Annotated in this window: 17 protein-coding genes and 5 tRNA genes; 6 read left to right on the top strand and 16 right to left on the bottom strand. The window is 44.5% G+C overall.

Annotated features, from left to right (window positions below; translation table 11 throughout):
• Positions 1–8: 8 nt before the first annotated feature.
• The 12 genes from nusG to lpxK all read right to left on the bottom strand — a co-directional run bounded on the left by nusG (position 9) and on the right by lpxK (position 5,335).
• Entirely contained in the window at positions 9–560 is a 552-nt protein-coding gene (gene nusG / locus F3741_00935) for a transcription termination/antitermination protein NusG (protein ID MZG29362.1), read from the bottom strand.
• The gene (gene secE, locus F3741_00930; GenBank protein ID MZG29361.1) at positions 557–739 is read right to left on the bottom strand and encodes a preprotein translocase subunit SecE; all 183 of its coding nucleotides are present in this window, start codon (positions 737–739) and stop codon (positions 557–559) included. The genes nusG and secE overlap by 4 nt, the downstream gene beginning before the upstream one ends.
• Positions 740–765: 26 nt before the next feature.
• Positions 766–838: transfer RNA gene (locus tag F3741_00925), tRNA-Trp, on the bottom strand.
• Between the two features lie 104 nt (positions 839–942).
• On the bottom strand, positions 943–1,092 hold the full coding sequence (rpmG, locus tag F3741_00920) for a 50S ribosomal protein L33 (protein MZG29360.1): 150 nt from the start codon (positions 1,090–1,092) through the stop codon (positions 943–945).
• A gap of 108 nt (positions 1,093–1,200) precedes the next feature.
• Positions 1,201–1,275 (bottom strand) — tRNA-Thr (locus tag F3741_00915).
• Between the two features lie 29 nt (positions 1,276–1,304).
• Positions 1,305–1,381: transfer RNA gene (locus F3741_00910), tRNA-Gly, on the bottom strand.
• Between the two features lie 25 nt (positions 1,382–1,406).
• Positions 1,407–1,488, bottom strand: a tRNA-Tyr gene (locus F3741_00905).
• Positions 1,489–1,585: 97 nt separating this feature from the next.
• Positions 1,586–1,661, bottom strand: a tRNA-Thr gene (locus F3741_00900).
• Between the two features lie 293 nt (positions 1,662–1,954).
• Positions 1,955–2,383, bottom strand: a complete 429-nt coding sequence (locus F3741_00895; GenBank protein MZG29359.1) for a hypothetical protein — start codon at positions 2,381–2,383, stop codon at positions 1,955–1,957.
• Between the two features lie 139 nt (positions 2,384–2,522).
• The gene (locus tag F3741_00890; protein ID MZG29358.1) at positions 2,523–3,737 is read right to left on the bottom strand and encodes an amidohydrolase family protein; all 1,215 of its coding nucleotides are present in this window, start codon (positions 3,735–3,737) and stop codon (positions 2,523–2,525) included.
• A 10-nt stretch (positions 3,738–3,747) separates the two neighbouring features.
• Entirely contained in the window at positions 3,748–4,206 is a 459-nt protein-coding gene (locus F3741_00885) for an isoprenylcysteine carboxylmethyltransferase family protein (GenBank protein ID MZG29357.1), read from the bottom strand.
• A 43-nt stretch (positions 4,207–4,249) separates the two neighbouring features.
• Complete coding sequence (lpxK, locus tag F3741_00880) at positions 4,250–5,335, bottom strand: tetraacyldisaccharide 4'-kinase (protein MZG29356.1); 1,086 nt, start codon at positions 5,333–5,335, stop codon at positions 4,250–4,252.
• Positions 5,336–5,444: 109 nt separating this feature from the next.
• Here lpxK and F3741_00875 point away from each other — a divergent pair, with 109 nt between their 5' ends.
• Together F3741_00875 and F3741_00870 are read left to right on the top strand one after the other, a co-directional pair.
• Positions 5,445–6,689 carry a 3-deoxy-D-manno-octulosonic acid transferase gene (locus tag F3741_00875; protein MZG29355.1) on the top strand — a complete coding sequence of 415 codons (1,245 nt, stop codon included), beginning with the start codon at positions 5,445–5,447 and terminating at the stop codon, positions 6,687–6,689.
• 30 nt (positions 6,690–6,719) lie between these two features.
• Positions 6,720–7,982, top strand: a complete 1,263-nt coding sequence (locus tag F3741_00870) for a hypothetical protein (GenBank protein MZG29354.1) — start codon at positions 6,720–6,722, stop codon at positions 7,980–7,982.
• A gap of 61 nt (positions 7,983–8,043) precedes the next feature.
• Here the strand turns inward: F3741_00870 and F3741_00865 are convergent, their stop codons facing one another.
• On the bottom strand, positions 8,044–9,471 hold the full coding sequence (locus F3741_00865) for a sodium/proline symporter (protein ID MZG29353.1): 1,428 nt from the start codon (positions 9,469–9,471) through the stop codon (positions 8,044–8,046).
• A gap of 134 nt (positions 9,472–9,605) precedes the next feature.
• Here F3741_00865 and F3741_00860 point away from each other — a divergent pair, with 134 nt between their 5' ends.
• From F3741_00860 to holA, 3 genes are read left to right on the top strand one after another with little or no spacing between them, the layout of a single operon-like run.
• The gene (locus F3741_00860; GenBank protein MZG29352.1) at positions 9,606–12,095 is read left to right on the top strand and encodes a leucine--tRNA ligase; all 2,490 of its coding nucleotides are present in this window, start codon (positions 9,606–9,608) and stop codon (positions 12,093–12,095) included.
• The gene (locus F3741_00855) at positions 12,092–12,604 is read left to right on the top strand and encodes a hypothetical protein (protein ID MZG29351.1); all 513 of its coding nucleotides are present in this window, start codon (positions 12,092–12,094) and stop codon (positions 12,602–12,604) included. The genes F3741_00860 and F3741_00855 overlap by 4 nt, the downstream gene beginning before the upstream one ends.
• 12 nt (positions 12,605–12,616) lie before the next feature.
• Positions 12,617–13,612, top strand: a complete 996-nt coding sequence (gene holA / locus F3741_00850; GenBank protein ID MZG29350.1) for a DNA polymerase III subunit delta — start codon at positions 12,617–12,619, stop codon at positions 13,610–13,612.
• A gap of 50 nt (positions 13,613–13,662) precedes the next feature.
• On the opposite strand, the gene F3741_00845 is transcribed toward holA, so the two are convergent.
• The 3 genes from F3741_00845 to F3741_00835 all read right to left on the bottom strand — a co-directional run bounded on the left by F3741_00845 (position 13,663) and on the right by F3741_00835 (position 14,785).
• Complete coding sequence (locus tag F3741_00845) at positions 13,663–13,926, bottom strand: 30S ribosomal protein S20 (GenBank protein MZG29349.1); 264 nt, start codon at positions 13,924–13,926, stop codon at positions 13,663–13,665.
• Positions 13,927–14,061: 135 nt separating this feature from the next.
• Positions 14,062–14,418, bottom strand: coding sequence for an Hpt domain-containing protein (locus tag F3741_00840; GenBank protein MZG29348.1), 357 nt, complete (start codon positions 14,416–14,418; stop codon positions 14,062–14,064).
• A gap of 4 nt (positions 14,419–14,422) precedes the next feature.
• Complete coding sequence (locus tag F3741_00835; GenBank protein MZG29347.1) at positions 14,423–14,785, bottom strand: response regulator; 363 nt, start codon at positions 14,783–14,785, stop codon at positions 14,423–14,425.
• Between the two features lie 278 nt (positions 14,786–15,063).
• Here F3741_00835 and F3741_00830 point away from each other — a divergent pair.
• A partial coding sequence (locus tag F3741_00830; protein MZG29346.1) for a hypothetical protein occupies positions 15,064–15,938 on the top strand: 875 nt, incomplete at its 3' end.

The raw sequence follows: 15,938 nt of genomic DNA, 5'->3' as shown, positions 1-15,938 counted from the left end.
GCTATTGATTAAACCCGCTCAATCTGGGGAAACTCCAATTCCACCGGTGTAGCGCGCCCAAAAATTGAAACCATGACCCTGACTTTACCCTTGTCATGATTTACATCTTCAACAGTTCCATTAAAGTTTAAGAACGGACCCTCTATAACCCGCACACTCTCTCCTTTCTCGAAAGAGAATTTTGGTTTGGGCCTCGCCGACTCCCCTTTCACCTGATCCATGATCAACTTGACCTCATCTTCTGACAACGGAACAGGCTCACTACCTCCCCCAAGAAAACCTGTGACCTTGGGAGTATTTTTTATCATGTACCAGATATCCTGATTCATCTCGACATTGATCAGAATATATCCCGGGAAAAACTTTCTCGATGAAACTTTTTTCTTACCTTTTCGAACCTCAACCACTTCTTCGGTGGGTATAACCACCTCACCAAAGTTTTCCCCATATTTTGAGTGGCCGAACTGCTCCTCTATACTCAGTTTCACCTTCCGCTCAAATCCGGAATAGGTGTGAATAACATACCATTGCTTGGACAAGGTTCCTCCGTCAGAAATCATATAAGGCTCTGTACAATCTTCGAGAGAATTGCATCGACAATTCCCAGAAACAACGCCATCAACAAAACCACCACAACTACCACTGCGGTGCCACCCATTGCCTCTTTACGAGAAGGCCAGGTTACCTTCTTGACCTCAGCTTTCACCTCAGCCAAAAAACCAATAGCTTTTGTAATCATAACCCTCAACTTCCAACAAGTTTCTACAGGCCAGGAGGGATTCGAACCCCCAACCCTCGGATTTGGAATCCGATGCTCTACCGTTAGAGCTACTGACCTAATTCGGAATCCGCGCCAGTTTTAAAGAAGGGGAGGAATTTCCTCGGTCTGCCCAATAGCTCAGACACTCGACACAACCTCACGCCCAACCGCCCAGTTTTTCTTTATTTGGTTTCCTTATGGGGGGTATGTTTTCTGCAAAATCTACAGTATTTTTTGAATTCCAACCTTTCCGTGGTGGTCTTCTTATTCTTAGTCCCCGAATAATTCTTCCGATTACAATCAGAACACGCTAATTGAACAATAACTCTCATATAATATTAACCTAGTATTAACCCAATCTTCGGTCCAACGACCTATCATTACAACCAAAAGACATAAACCATATCCATTCAAACCCCAAGCACCTGACAATGGAAACCTGGAGCCCACGATCGGGATTGAACCGATGACCTCTTCCTTACCAAGGAAGTGCTCCACCACTGAGCTACGTGGGCATTAAGCACTCATTCACCCACCAATAAGGTGGAGCGGGAAACCGGACTCGAACCGGCGACCCTCAGCTTGGAAGGCTGACGCTCTAGCCAACTGAGCTATTCCCGCAATTTCATCCAACCTAAACTCAGGATGGGGAGGGGAGGATTCGAACCTCCGAAGGCTGAGCCGACAGATTTACAGTCTGTTCCCTTTGGCCACTCGGGAACCTCCCCGTCATTCTGGGTTAAAAACCGCGCCCCACAGTCGGCATTATTCAACCAAAGTCTCCATTGCGGGGCACTAATCCTTCTTAAACCAGTCAATTAAAACTGGAGCTGGCAAAGGGACTCGAACCCCCGACCTGCTGATTACAAATCAGCTGCTCTACCAACTGAGCTACGCCAGCTCAGCAAATAAAAAACCCCCATATTACACTTTTACTTCAAAAGATTCAATATAAATTGGAGGTTTTCAGCTATTCCGTTCAGATTAACAGGATATATTGCCGCGAAAGGGTGATATTGTGACGCACTATAGCATGGCAAGCTACCTTTTAATAGAAAAAAATAGCTACCATAGTCTACTAAATACGGGATTTTATCACTGAATTTTTATAAACACCAGATTTTTTTCCTTTATAGCACCAAATCACACAAGGAATTTAATTCCCATCCAGCTACGTTTTTTAATAACTTACTTTCAAAACTGATTCCGACCTGAGCCCTGCCTGGCTATTTTTTTCCTCTTTTTCTTTATAGACAGGTAATCCCTATCCTGATGTTCTTCAGCCGCCTGGAATTTTGTTTTACAAAAATGTGCTGTATAACGAAAATTATAATAGTCCACTGAATTCTGGGCATCCTGAAACGAAACAATATAAGGCACTATCAAGGGAAAAGACATCAAATAAATCCATGCCTTACGAGTTTCACCCGTATACCATTGGCCACCACCCGGAATCAACGAATATAACATGGCGATATCCCGGTCAAAGTACTCATACTCCTTAGTGCATCCCTTTTGGATGAGCTCTTCCATTTCTGCTTCCATTTCGGGAGTGATGCGTTTAAAGAGCAGGGGCGAATGCCCTCCACCCTTTACTCCACAAGCGGAAAAAAGAAAGACCATCCCCACTATCCCTATGATTTTAAGCAAACCCGGCATACGCGTAAAATTGAATAATTCTTTTTATATCAATAGATTATATGAAAATCTACGTTTTCCGTCAAGCTTTGGCTCTATAACAATTTTAATGGAGGAATTGTTCTCAGGAAAAGGAAACGGATTTTCCGTCTACACAATAAAAATCCACTTTCTGGCGGTTTGCTTCGAAAGGCACGTCCCACCACGGCCCAGAATAAGAAGGAGGAACACGAAATCCTATGAAATCAGCTTTTTGTCCGGGAGCAAGGGTCCCACAGGGCAACCCCAGAGATTCTGCTCCTCCACAGGTTGCCATAATCAGTATTTCCTTTCGACTTATGTCAGGCAAAATCTTTTCTGCCGCGCGTAATTCTTCCAGAAAATTCAGGGACTCGTTGCTGGCTAGTGAATCGGTACCCAAAGCCACAGTCATTCCACGATCCAACATAGCTCGAACAGGCATCAAATTTTTTCGCCCGAACCACATAGAGCTCTGCGGACAAAAAACTGAACTGACTTTTTTTTCCTCCATAACTCCCAAGTCATCAGAAATATAATTGCAATGCACCGCAATGAGACGATCTAAAATTCCTAATGAAGAAAGGTATTGTATCGGTGATTTATAAGGAGGTCTCCACTCTGTGTCCCAAGCTGATCTTTCTTTTAATAATCCTTCAAGTGAATCATCACCGAGCACCAGGAACCTTGTTTCCTCTTTAATTTCCGCGACGTGGCAAGAGATTGGGCAATGATATTGCCCTGCCAATTCCGCAAGATATCGAAACAAATCTGGAGAAACAGAATAGGGCGCATGGGGTGCCAGTCCTAATCGACAAAGAGGAGATCCGCTTTCACGTTTTAAAATTTTTTCAAGATCATCGCGGAGTGTGGTGGCTCTCCCTGATTGAAAACCAATGGTCTCAAGAAAAAGAACCGAGCGGAAACCCAACCCACCCATCAACGGCAACAATTCAGGATCGGCAACATAATCTCCAAGCGAAGTCACCCCGGATCGTTTCATCGCCTCCGCGCCATTGAGAATTCCCCGTTTCCTGTTCTCGTCATCAAGTTCCGAGTTCAAAGAAATCAACGCCCGAACCCAATCCACAAATGAGTCAGGGGGAGAAAGTTTTTTTTCAAGTGCTGTCAAGCAAAGGTGACTGTGAGCGTTGACAAACCCCGGCATGAGCAAATAATCAGAAAGATCCAGAACCGAATTATCATTTGCCGATTGATTTGTAATCTCGACAATGTTTTCTTCATCAATAACCAGTTCACCATTTTCAATGGGTTCTCCGCACATAGTAAGCAAAGCCCTGAATTTTATTTTTTGAATCATAAGCTTGCCTTCAAAAGAGTGTGGAGTCCTTATACTGCTGATATGCGGAGCCTAATTGTTCCAGCAAAACCTTTTCTTCTTCTCGGGCCCTGTAAATATTCAAAGGCACAACCACTAAGATCATATAAACCAGGCAGGGAACGGAACCGCAGGCAAGGAATAAACCTGTTAACGTTAAAATAATCCCGATGTAAATCGGGTGACGAAAAATCCGGTAAACCCCTTTGGTGACTAACTGGTTAGTTCCTGGAAGAACGGCAAGCGAAGAACCCAATGACCACATTGCGGCTATCCATAGCAGAACCCCCGCCGCACCCACTGACAACCCAACATAAACCAGGGGACGAATCCCGAATCCAAAGTTTTTGGGAGCCAGATAAGCAAACACCAAAGGAAACAGATAAAGCAATGGAACCAGAATGTTCAGGAAAAATTTTTGACCTGGGTGGAGAGATTTATAGTCAATCATTGTAAACGATTCAAAAATTCCCTTTTACAATTCAGGAAAATTATTACCCGCCAAACCCGGCGTCATGCTGACCGAGCAACTGTTTGTTAAAAGTTTCACGCCCTTCAAGTATTTCAATTTCGATCACCACTTTGAAAAACGGCAAAGTAAGTTCCATATCTTTGAGTTTCACAGCGTCTTTTTCCGGAAGCAGAATAAAGCGGGCGCCTTTTTCAAGCGCACTTGCTTCCAAATCTCTAATATCCTGCAGGGTGTATGGATAATGGTCGGGAAAAGCTTTGAAAACTTTTGGGTGAATTTGTGAGTCCAGCAAAATCTGTTTGAAACCGTCCGGTTTAGCGATGCCACAAAACGCCGCAACAGGTTCATTTTTTAAAATTTCCACATCCAGAACTTCTTCATCATCCATACGGATTATGGAATCAAGGCGCAGGTGTGTTTTCATTTGAGGTACGGAACCCAATAAACGAGAGTCAAAATTTATTGCACCACCTGAATAATGGGTGAAACAAACCATGTCTGCTCGTCGTGTTTCTATTACCGGCTCACGCAGTTCCCCTGCAGGAAAAAGATGTGTGTTGCCCAACGGTCTGAAATGATCGAAAAGCAATATGTCCAGATCGCGTTTTAAAGCCAAATGTTGAAAGCCATCATCTAAAACCAGGGTATCAACATCAAAATGTTCAAGCGCATACCTTCCGGTTTGATATCGGTCTGGCCCGGTTAAAATAGGAACATTTTTAAGTTTTTCCGCCATCATAACGGCTTCATCGCCGACCCACTCCGGTGAAAGGAGGGTTTGCTTCCCATCACACACGACATTAACAGGATTATTGGATTCCCCGCCATATCCCCGGCTGAGAATAGCGGGTTTGAGTCCATTCCCCCTGAGTGTTTCCGCGATCATCATGACAAAGGGTGTTTTTCCTGTACCGCCTAACGTCAGGTTACCAACACTGATGACCCGGCAATTTAGCTTGCGACTGGGAAACACTCCCCATCTGTATGCCCAGAGCCGAAAATGGTGACCCAGCAAATAAAGCAGAGAGATGAATTGCAAGATTATAAAAAATGGAAACCAGTACCATTTACGGTCGGAAGATATTATTTTATAGAAAATTTCTGACATGATTTATAACAGAACCTTATTGGACACTCCTATAACACAAATACTGTAAATTTTAATTTTTCGCAATTTTTAGAGGTCATCTATTATTTTAGGAGTATACTCCCAGCTTATGGATTTTTTGTATTATATTCTTACAGGAGGGATGCTGCTAATTGCTTCTCCCTTTCTTCTTCTAAGAGCAATGGTCTCTTCGACTTTCCGCAATGACATAAAGGAAAGAATGAATGGGGCACGGTCTCTGCCCGAACTGGAAGATACTTTGTGGATTCATGCTTCATCGGTTGGGGAAGTTCGGCTGGCTAAAATATTAATTTCCGGCCTGCCAAAAGATGAATCCAGACCCATCGCCATTTCAACGTTCACTCCAACTGGTTATAAGCTGGCCTTGGAAGAAAAACTTCCGAACGTATTCAGATTACCACTGGACTTTCCACTCTGGCTCAACCCTGTCTTTGATCGTTTACGACCCTCTAAACTGGTTTTAATTGAAGCCGAGCTATGGCCTTCTCTACTCCGTCAATGTAAACATAGAAATATTCCTGTAATCCAGGTGAATGGAAGGGTTTCGGAAAAATCAGTCAAGAATTATGGAAAATTCCCATCCTTCCTGTTGTGGATGACTGAGTCGATTCAACAATTTTCCATGCGATCCCAAACCGATGCAGACAGGTTTTTGCAGTTAGGAATCGCTAAAGATAAAATCCTGGTTTCGGGAAATATCAAGTTCGATGTGACCTCAGCTCAAATCAAAGATGATTATCAGCCCGAATGGAAAGAGGAATCACTGGTAGTGGTTTTTGGTTCTACCCGCCCGGGAGAAGAAGGCCCAATTATGGATGCACTGGTTAATCTTAAAAAAGAGTTTCCCCATCTGATCGGTGTGATCGCCCCCAGGCATATGGAAAGATGCAGGGAAGTCGAAGACCTGATCCGCGAATTCGAAGTGGATTATGCCCTTCTCTCCAATCAGAATGATTTGGCAAACTGGCAGGGAACCGTTTTACTCCTGGATAGCCTGGGAAAACTCAATGCGTTTTATAAGACAGCGACGGTGGTCTATGTAGGCGGTGGATTCAATCCCCGGTTTGGGGGACACAACATTCTCGAACCAGCGGCATTAGGAAAACCCGTTCTGTTTGGAAAATTCATGAATAACTTTGAGGAAGAGGCAAAGCTACTCAAACAATCAGAGGGCGGCCGGCAACTTCAAAATATTGAAGAACTCTACGATGTTTTAAAATGGTTATTGATGAATCAGGACGAGCGGCAGAAGCTGGGACAGTCTGCAGAAAAAACTGTACAGGCCAACACTGGGGCATTGAGAAAAAACATTGAGCTCATTCGCCAGAGATAGTTGAAGACCTCTAATGGGATACCCGTTTAGATGATCTATTTTTACCACTTTTTATCCCTCTTTATAGCGATCTTCCTGCTCCCACTGTTTTCAATCGCAACCTTGTTTTCCAAACATAAGTTTAAAGGGCTGATCCACCATTTCGGGTGGGTCCCTAAAAACAAGGGTAAGAAAACATTATGGATGCATTCTCTTTCAATGGGAGAAGTCGTCGCCGCAACACCCGTTCTCAAAAAAGTGCGTGAACAATACCCCGATCTCGAAATTGCCCTCTCTGTCACAACAGACTCGGGTTATGAGTCGGCTCTTAATGCGGGTATCGCCGACCATTTATTTTTTCATCCACTGGATTGCCTGCCTTTCACTCAACTGGCTTTAAGTCGGATTAATCCCGTTATTTATGTTGTTACCGATACGGGATTCTGGCCCGGCCTGATAGACTTGTTATATAGAAAAAATATTCCTGTCCTTTTATTCAACGGTCGTATCTCCGAAAGGTCTGCCCGCAGGTATCGCCTGGTGGGCTCACTATTCAAAGAGACCTTTAAGAAGTTTCAAAAGCTTGGCATGCAAAACAGAAACTCAAAGAAAGCCGCCCTGATGCTGGGCGTGGAACAAGATCGTGTAGAAATCATGGGCGACCCAAAATACGACGTAAAACAGCTTCTGGACAGTGAAGGGATAGAAAAACTCCGGGACACATTCATGCTGGACAAAAACACACCTGTGTGGATAGCAGGAAGCACCCATGCTGGAGAAGAAGAAATTATTCTGGAAGCTCACCAGCAATTGGTGGTTGAGCATCCCGATCTGATTTTGATTCTCGCGCCACGAAGAATCGAACGGGTAAAAAATATAGCTGATATTTTTGAGCAAAAAAAAGTTTCTTTCGCATACCGTTCATCGTTGAACAATTCAAAATCTGCTTCCGTTATTCTGCTTGATACGATGGGTGAGCTGGCACAGGTTTTTGCACTGGGGCAAGTGGCTTTCATTGGCAACAGCCTTGTGAAGCCAGGTGGGGGACACAGCCTGAAAGAACCACTGGTCTACGGACTGTCAGTCATGCATGGTCCTTTTATTGAAAACATCCGTCACGTTGCAGAAAAAGCCCATGAACAGGGCCTGACATTCCCAGTTCAAACCCCGGATGATATAAAGGAAATTGTTAATTCTTTTCTGAAGAACCCAGACCAGCGAAAGGAGATCCAGGAAAAAGCTCAGTCCTTCATAAAAGAACAACAAGGTGCGTCAGAAAAAATGGTTCAAGCCATTTCAGAAATCCTGGGCTGAAGTTATACAAAAACCACCTTACTATCCTCTTCGAACTTTTTTAGAATATGAACTCGATTCGCTATTGAATTTTTCTGGACGCGTTACTGACTAAATAAATGGTCATAGCGGCGATTAAAAAAGCTGGGACCAATTCATAAATCAAGGCATCAGAAAGTCCTGCAATCTTCCATACAAGTGTTGTTAAAAATCCGGCCAGCATTCCTGCTATAGCACCTTGCCGTGTCACTCTTTTAGAGTACAACGTAAATAAAATGAGCGGACCAAAACTCGCTCCGAGTCCCGACCAGGCAAACAACACGAACCAGAAAATGACCCTTGTTTCACCAAGTGCGATAAGCATAGCCCCCACGCCTAAAACCAGCACCGTTGCCCGGCTGATGCGAAGAATCATCTTGTGTGAAATTGTTTTTTTGAGCAGTCTGGAATACACATCATGGGCTATGGCAGAAGCGGCAACCAGAATCTGTGCTGACACCGTAGACATGATGGCCGCCAATACACCCGTCAACACCACCGCCGTCAACAAAGTTGGCAGTAGTTGTTCCGCTGCCCTGGGAAACAGGTGTTCGGGGTCTTCCAGTCCCGGGAAAAGGGCCTGACCACAAATGCCCAGCATAATAGATGATGAATAAACTACCAGTCCCCAGCCCAATGCGATCCAGGTTCCCTTTTCGATGGTTTCAGTATTTTTCGCTGCCATATACCGGGTGACAACATGAGGCTGACCCGGGTAGCCGAGCCCGATCCCCAACAACCCCACCATGGAACCCAAAAAAGCGGCCACAGATTTTCCTCCCATCCAATTCAAAGTTTCGGGTGATGTTTTTTCCACCTCCACCAGCATTCCTGAAAAACCACCCAAACTGGATAACGCAACCACCGAAAGGATCACCAGTCCCAAAGCCATAATAATTCCCTGGGCAAAATCAGTCCAAGCCACAGCGCGAACACCGCCCATCATTGTGTAAACAAGCACAATCGCCCCGCCCACTGAAATACTTACTATATGCGGAACCCCGAAAATAGCATCGAAGGTTTTGCCAATAGCGGTAAACTGCGCCGCCACATAAGCCATCATGCAGAAAAAAATGATCACCACCGAAATCACACGGAGGGCATGGCTCTTGTCATCAAAATGGTTTTCAAAATAATCCGGAAGGGTGATAGATCTATTCTCTTCAGAATGTTTACGAAGTTTTTCCGCGATAAACAACCAGTTGATCAAATAGCCTAACAGGCAACCCGGCATGAACCAGATTGCCGACAAGCCCTCCTTGTAAGCCAGGCCCACTGTTCCCAATACAGCCCAGGCACTTTCTGAACTTGCGGTAGAAGAGATAGCCGTTACCCAGGCTTTCAAAGACCGGTCTGCGAGAAAAAAGTCCAGCGGGGATCGAGTCAACCTGGCTGTCCATACTCCGATACCCAGCATAGCCAGTACGTATAACAAGAAAACAACTGCAATGGTCCCGGATAATTCTGTCATTCAAATACTCCAGCTTGCTGAGGGAATAACTGTTGGGTCCAGGGTCACGCTGGTGGCCCCACACCTGGTGGGTGTGTTAGAATCCTTATTCTTAAAGTTGACTCACCCTTACTCTGTGGATAACACTCACTATTATGACCGTCTACGAACCAAATTCCATTGAAGCCAAATGGCAGGCTTACTGGGAAGAAAACCAATCTTTTAAAGTAGAGTTAGACTCTTCCAAAGAAAAATATTACCTGCTGGAAATGTTTCCCTATCCATCAGGCAGAATCCATATGGGCCACGTTCGCAACTACACAATAGGCGATGCACTGGCCCGTTTCAAACGCATGCAGGGTTTTAACGTCCTGCACCCATTAGGCTGGGACGCGTTTGGAATGCCGGCAGAAAATGCCGCCATCAAAAACAAAACTCACCCTGCCGAATGGACATTTGAGAATATTCGCACCATGAGGAAGCAGATCAAAGCACTGGGTCTCAGCTATGACTGGGATCGTGAAATAGCTACCTGCCACCCCGGTTATTATAAATGGAACCAGTGGTTTTTTCTAAAGTTCCTGGAAAAGGGACTCGCCTACCGAAAAAATTCCACAATCAACTGGTGTGAAGACTGCCAAACCGTTCTCGCCAACGAACAGGTTGTGGATGGCCGGTGCTGGCGATGCGATAACGAAGTATTGCAAAAACAACAGGAAGGCTGGTTCTTCAAAATCACTGAATATGCTGACAGGTTGCTGGATGGTTGTAAAGCCCTTGAGGGGAAATGGCCGGAACAAGTGCTTACCATGCAAACCAACTGGATAGGCAAAAGCTTTGGCGCTGAAGTGGACTTTAAAGTCCAGCAGAGTGACGAAGTCATTAAAGTGTTCACAACTCGACCCGACACTTTATACGGCGCAATGTTTATGGTTCTTGCCCCTGAGCACCCCCTTACAGAAAAGCTTTCACGTGGAACTGAACAAGAAAAAGCTGTAGACACTTTTGTTCGAAAAGTAAAAATACAGGACACGATCTCAAGAACCAGCGAAGGAGGAGAAAAGGAAGGAGTGTTCACCGGGGCTTATGCCGTGAACCCTTTAACGGGTGAGTCCATTCCTGTATGGACCGCAAATTTTGTACTCATGGATTACGGCACCGGCGCAATCATGTCTGTTCCCGCTCACGACCAACGGGATATGGATTTTGCCCGCAAATATGACCTGCCGATCCGGGTTGTCATTCAACCAGAATCCGGACCCGTAGACACAGACACCAAAGCGTATACAGCTGATGGCGCGATGGTGAATTCCGGTTCTTTCGATGGGTTGATCGGACAGGAAGCTCGCAGATCGGTTTGCCAGCATCTGGAAAAAGAAAACATTGGCAAAGCCACCATTAATTATCGCCTTCGCGACTGGGGTGTTTCCCGGCAACGCTATTGGGGAACTCCAATTCCAGTTATCCATTGTTCAGGATGTGGAATCGTGCCTGTTCCAGAAGACCAATTGCCGGTGGAACTTCCACTCGATGCACAATTAGGTGATAAAGGTCAGTCTCCTTTACACACTCTCGAGTCTTTCTATAAAACTTCATGCCCGAAATGCGGTGCCGATGCTCAACGTGATACCGATACGCTCGATACCTTCATTTGTTCTTCCTGGTATTTTGACCGATACACGTCTCCTCGATCTGAAAAAGAGCCTTTTAGCAGAGAAAATATCAACTACTGGATGTCGGTCGATCAATATGTAGGTGGTATTGAACACGCTATTTTACATCTTCTTTATTCCAGATTTTTTAACCTGGTGTTGAAGGATCTTGACTTGACCCAGGCCCTGGAACCTTTTGACAGGCTATTGACCCAGGGAATGGTCATTAAAGATGGGGCCAAAATGTCCAAGTCCAAGGGCAATGTGGTGGACCCGGACGAAATCATCAAAAACTATGGTGCCGATACAGCCCGCATATTCATTCTTTTTGCCGCACCACCGGTTAAAGATCTGGAATGGAGTGATCAGGGTGTAGAAGGGTGTTCAAGGTTTTTGAAAAGGGTCTGGAGAATTTTTAGCGAATTTATTGAAGAAACAAAAACTATTGCTTTGCCTGGAGAATCTTTTACGGCAACCGCTCCCGAAGTCAAAGCACTTCGCAGAATGACACATATCACCATAAGAAGAGTGACAGAAGATATTGAAACAAGAATGCAGTTCAACACAGCCATTGCCGCGATTATGGAGTTGGTCAATCACCTCTTCATTTTCAAGGAGTGGTGGGAAAACAACCGTGATGAAAAAAATCGAGCGGCAATAAGAGAAGCTCTGGAAACCCTGGTGCTGACCTTGTCACCTTTCGCCCCACATATCGCCGAAGAAATGGCATCACAAATAGGGCTTGCAAAAAATCAAGGTCAATGGCTCTGGCCAAAATACAGAGAAGATTTAACGCAAACGGATGAAATATTGATCGTCCTGCAGGTCAATGGTAAAGTGAGACAGAAGATATCTGTCGCATCGGATATTGGCGATGAAGATTTGAAAGCCCGCTCTCTGGAGGACCCCAAAATCCAGGAGTGGACAAAAGATAAGCAAATCAAAAAAGTTATTGTCGTTCCAAAGAAACTCGTGAACATAGTCATCCAATGAAGCATGCGATTTTTAAATACTGGGTACTGTTCATCCTGCTCCTAAATGGATGTGGTTATACTCTGGTGGGAACGGGTTCTTCCCTGCCAAAACATTTAAAAACCATTTCAATTCCTGTCTTCACCAATAACTCTTCCCAGCCTGAAATACACCGGGAACTGACAAGTGCCGTTATTGACTCTTTCGTGACAGATGGAAGAGTGCAGGTTGTTCCAAATAACCAGTCCGACATGGTTATGACAGGAAACCTTTTTCACTATGAGTTGAGACCTGTAGCGTTCAGTACGGGCGATTTTGCAGAAGGCTATATTGTTGAACTCGGTATAGATGTGGAAGTGATCGATAAGCTTTATAATAAATCCTACCTTAAGCAACACTTTAGGACAGAATGGAACTACAGAGCCTCTTCAGACCTTGTAGGCACAGAATCAGCCCGGTTAGCTGCGCTCAATGAGGCTTATCAGGTTCTAGGCAACAGATTGGTGAGCCTCCTGATTAATCAATTTTAATTTTAGTTCACAGTGACGCCTGATAATCTGATCCAGAAAATCTCAAAAGGTCAAACTGATCCCTTCTACTTCCTCTATGGCACGGAAACTTTCTACCACACTGAGGTCATTCAGTCCCTGGTTAAACAATGGATCACAGATGAAAACCGGGACTTTAATCTGGAAAACTTTGACGCACGTGAAAGCACTGTTAGTGATTGGATAGGATCTGCCAAAACCCTGTCTTTTCTTGGTGGGAAAAAACTGGTGATCGTACGCAACCTGCAAGACGCCATACCTCAGGACAAGGATGCCCAGGCCCTCATTGACTACGCAGAGTCTCCTGTTTCAGAATCCTGTTTGCTTATCACGTCTAACAAGGTGGACCGCAAAAGAAAATTATTCAAAAAACTGGTGGGATTAAAAACCGCTGTAGCCTGTGAGGCTCCTAAAGAAAATGAGCTTATTAACTGGCTTTGTGATAGAGCGAAAGAAAGTAATTACTCTCTATCATTTGATGCAGCACGATCAATGGTGAATCGAGCAGGAGCTCGGCCAGGTATTCTGGCAAAGGAATTGGAAAAGACTTTTCTCTACGCAGGCAAAAACAAATCCATTTCGGAACAGGATGTCGCTGAAGTGGTTGGAGAAAACAAGTTGGAAAATGTTTTTGCGCTTACAGATGCCTTGAAAACAAAAAATCCAGAAACAGCATTACGCTTACTCAAAAACCAAATAGATCATGGAGAAGAACCAATAAAGATTCTTGGTACTATTGCCTGGCAATTTAGAATGATCTGGGAAGTAAAACACTATCAGACAAAAAACCTGCCTGCCGGTCAAATCGCAAAAACCATGGGAGCCAATCCTTATGTGGTTGACAAAGCTTTGCAACATACCCGCCGGTTCAGCACCCGGCAATTACGCACAGGCTATCTGGAATTGACCAAAGCCGACAGAAGACTGAAGTCGACCTCGCAAGACCCATTAGCGGTGATGCAAACCCTGATTCTTAACCTATGCCACTAGCCAGGGTAATGTTAATTGAATGTAAAAAGAAACTGGCCTACCTGCAGGAATCAGGCGATACGGTTGACCAAACGGGTGAGACTGGATATTTTTCGGGATGCCGCCCGGGCATGAAGGATGCCTTTACCGCCAACCTTGGCGATAGTTTTCTGAGCAACCATTAAGTCTTTCTCAGCCTGCTCTTTATTACCAGCCTCAGCTTCAGCACGAACTTTTTTAGACAACGTCTTGACTAAGGTACGATAACCTTTGTTTCTTTCATTTTTTTTCAGGTTCTGCCTGTTGCGCTTTAACGCAGATTTATGATTAGCCAAAAACTGCTCCTTTATAAATTGAGCGTTGAAAACCAGCCACCTGCAAACAGATGGCAAATAAAAGTGAATTGGTTTTTATACTTTATTCCACCGACTTTGTCAAGCTACAGTAACTAAACGCAAAAGAACCGCTTATCAGCCCTCAGATACCAGTGGCTTGAGATATTCCATCAACCGTTGGAACTCTTTTTTAAATACTTTATAAAGTTGAGGGGCCTGACTCAGGTCCTTGCTTCGACCGGCTCTTTCCAGTTGGAGAGCGGCTTCCCTGACTGGTCCTGCACAAATATTGGCTGAGGCTCCTTTTAGAGCATGTGCCCTTTCTTCAACCTCGTGGGCATCTCCTGCTTCAAGAGCATATAGAAGCTGACGGGAATGCTCGGTAGCATCTTCAAAATAGGCCGCCACTATTTCCAAAAAAAGCTCTTCATCATCATCGCATAGCTCTAAAGCGGCCTGCTTGTTTAGAACTGGTTCTTGCTCAGCCGACATCAATTTAGCCAAGTAAAGACTGGATTTTCTCCAGTAATCGTTTTATATCTACCGGTTTGGTATCGTAGTCGTCACAACCGGCTTTGATAGCTTTATCCCTGTCTGGTGTCATAGCGTGTGCTGAAAGGCCTAAAACCGGAATAACCTGAGTTTCCGGATCGTCTTTAAGTGTACGAACGGCTTCCCATCCATCCATAACCGGCAAGCTCATGTCCATGAGAATGAGGTCTGGAGTTTCCTTACGAGCCATGTTCACTCCTTGTTGCCCATCCACAGCAATGAGGACTTCAAAGCCTTTCCGTTCCAAACGACGTGACAACATGTCCCGATTCATTTCATTATCTTCAACAAGAAGAATTCTGGCCATCAAATAACCTTGTTATCCTCTATTTAATTTTTCTATTGTCAGTAACAAACTTTTTAAACACCATTAATAGAAAGCTGCCTCATTGTACACATTGGGAATTATAGTATCCTGCCAGCGTAGCTGATTCAAGTCCCATCTAAGCACCATATTAAGGATTATGCCAGGAAAGAAGGCTGAAACTATAATCTTAACCTCCTATTAGCCCGGTTCTACCCAGATCAGCAATATTTTCCAGTAAACATAATTATTCAAAGGTTTTTTCAGGTTGATCATTAAACTTGAGCCAATTTATACCAACCGGTATGATCCGCTTTATGACTTTTGAAATAAATTCAGCTTATCTCGCAGCAGAAGGACTTCTTGAACCATTACTTCAGGAGCTTGAAGGGATAACAGACATTCACGACCAGCTGGTGCTATCCTCACAACCTGCAAAGCAATCTTATTGGGCGCAGAATATATGGCGAAACCCAAAAATCATTCAAATCGATTCTATCAACGACGCAGCCAGAAAACTAAGGTCCCTGCATAGAAACTGGTGTCTTTATTCTCACACCCTTCATCGCAGGGCCAAACTCATTCTGGATAAACTGCCCCCTGTCAGCTCCAGTCCTATGAGCTTTCCTGTTTCATTATCTACGACACAACTCGGGAGTTTTACCCTTTTGGATGAAAACACCCTGCTCGCATCACCAGAATGTTCGAGTGCATTTCCTAATGGCAAACCGCTTTTTGTTGAAGACAGAAACGGACCGCCAAACAGAGCTTACTTAAAACTTTATGAGGCTCTTACAATTGCGGGCACAACACCACAGCCTGGAGAGTTCTGCATTGATGTGGGAGGTAGTCCGGGTGGATGGGCATGGGTGATAAATCAGTGCGGCGCAGATGTATTAAGCATCGACCGTTCCCCACTTTCTCTATCAATGCAGAATAAGAAAGGGGTAACCTTTCAAAAGCGTGATGCTTTCAAGTTGTTACCCGGAGAGTTCGAAAATCAACATGTAGATTGGCTGTTTTCAGATATTATCTGTTACCCGGAAAAGCTATATGACTGGATTTTGGAATGGGTGGAATCCGGCATCTGCAAAAACTTCATTTGCACAATTAAATTTAAAGGGGAGCCTGATCTATCGATCGCAGATAAATTTAA

It is taken from the genome of Nitrospinota bacterium (genome assembly GCA_009873635.1).
Lineage (GTDB): Bacteria > Nitrospinota > Nitrospinia > Nitrospinales > VA-1 > LS-NOB.
This window is presented reverse-complemented; position numbering and strand designations above follow the sequence as displayed.

Bases quoted from the DNA above. Each gene is read 5' to 3' on its own strand.
- F3741_00870 (MZG29354.1), top strand. From the start codon at position 6,720: ATGATCTATTTTTACCACTTTTTATCCCTCTTTATAGCGATCTTCCTG.
- F3741_00895 (MZG29359.1), bottom strand. From the start codon at position 2,383: ATGGTCTTTCTTTTTTCCGCTTGTGGAGTAAAGGGTGGAGGGCATTCG.
- lpxK (MZG29356.1), bottom strand. From the start codon at position 5,335: ATGTCAGAAATTTTCTATAAAATAATATCTTCCGACCGTAAATGGTAC.
- rpmG (MZG29360.1), bottom strand. From the start codon at position 1,092: ATGAGAGTTATTGTTCAATTAGCGTGTTCTGATTGTAATCGGAAGAAT.
- F3741_00885 (MZG29357.1), bottom strand. From the start codon at position 4,206: ATGATTGACTATAAATCTCTCCACCCAGGTCAAAAATTTTTCCTGAAC.
- F3741_00890 (MZG29358.1), bottom strand. From the start codon at position 3,737: ATGATTCAAAAAATAAAATTCAGGGCTTTGCTTACTATGTGCGGAGAA.
- F3741_00835 (MZG29347.1), bottom strand. From the start codon at position 14,785: ATGGCCAGAATTCTTCTTGTTGAAGATAATGAAATGAATCGGGACATG.
- F3741_00860 (MZG29352.1), top strand. From the start codon at position 9,606: ATGACCGTCTACGAACCAAATTCCATTGAAGCCAAATGGCAGGCTTAC.
- nusG (MZG29362.1), bottom strand. From the start codon at position 560: ATGATTTCTGACGGAGGAACCTTGTCCAAGCAATGGTATGTTATTCAC.
- F3741_00865 (MZG29353.1), bottom strand. From the start codon at position 9,471: ATGACAGAATTATCCGGGACCATTGCAGTTGTTTTCTTGTTATACGTA.
- F3741_00840 (MZG29348.1), bottom strand. From the start codon at position 14,418: ATGTCGGCTGAGCAAGAACCAGTTCTAAACAAGCAGGCCGCTTTAGAG.
- F3741_00855 (MZG29351.1), top strand. From the start codon at position 12,092: ATGAAGCATGCGATTTTTAAATACTGGGTACTGTTCATCCTGCTCCTA.
- secE (MZG29361.1), bottom strand. From the start codon at position 739: ATGATTACAAAAGCTATTGGTTTTTTGGCTGAGGTGAAAGCTGAGGTC.
- F3741_00875 (MZG29355.1), top strand. From the start codon at position 5,445: ATGGATTTTTTGTATTATATTCTTACAGGAGGGATGCTGCTAATTGCT.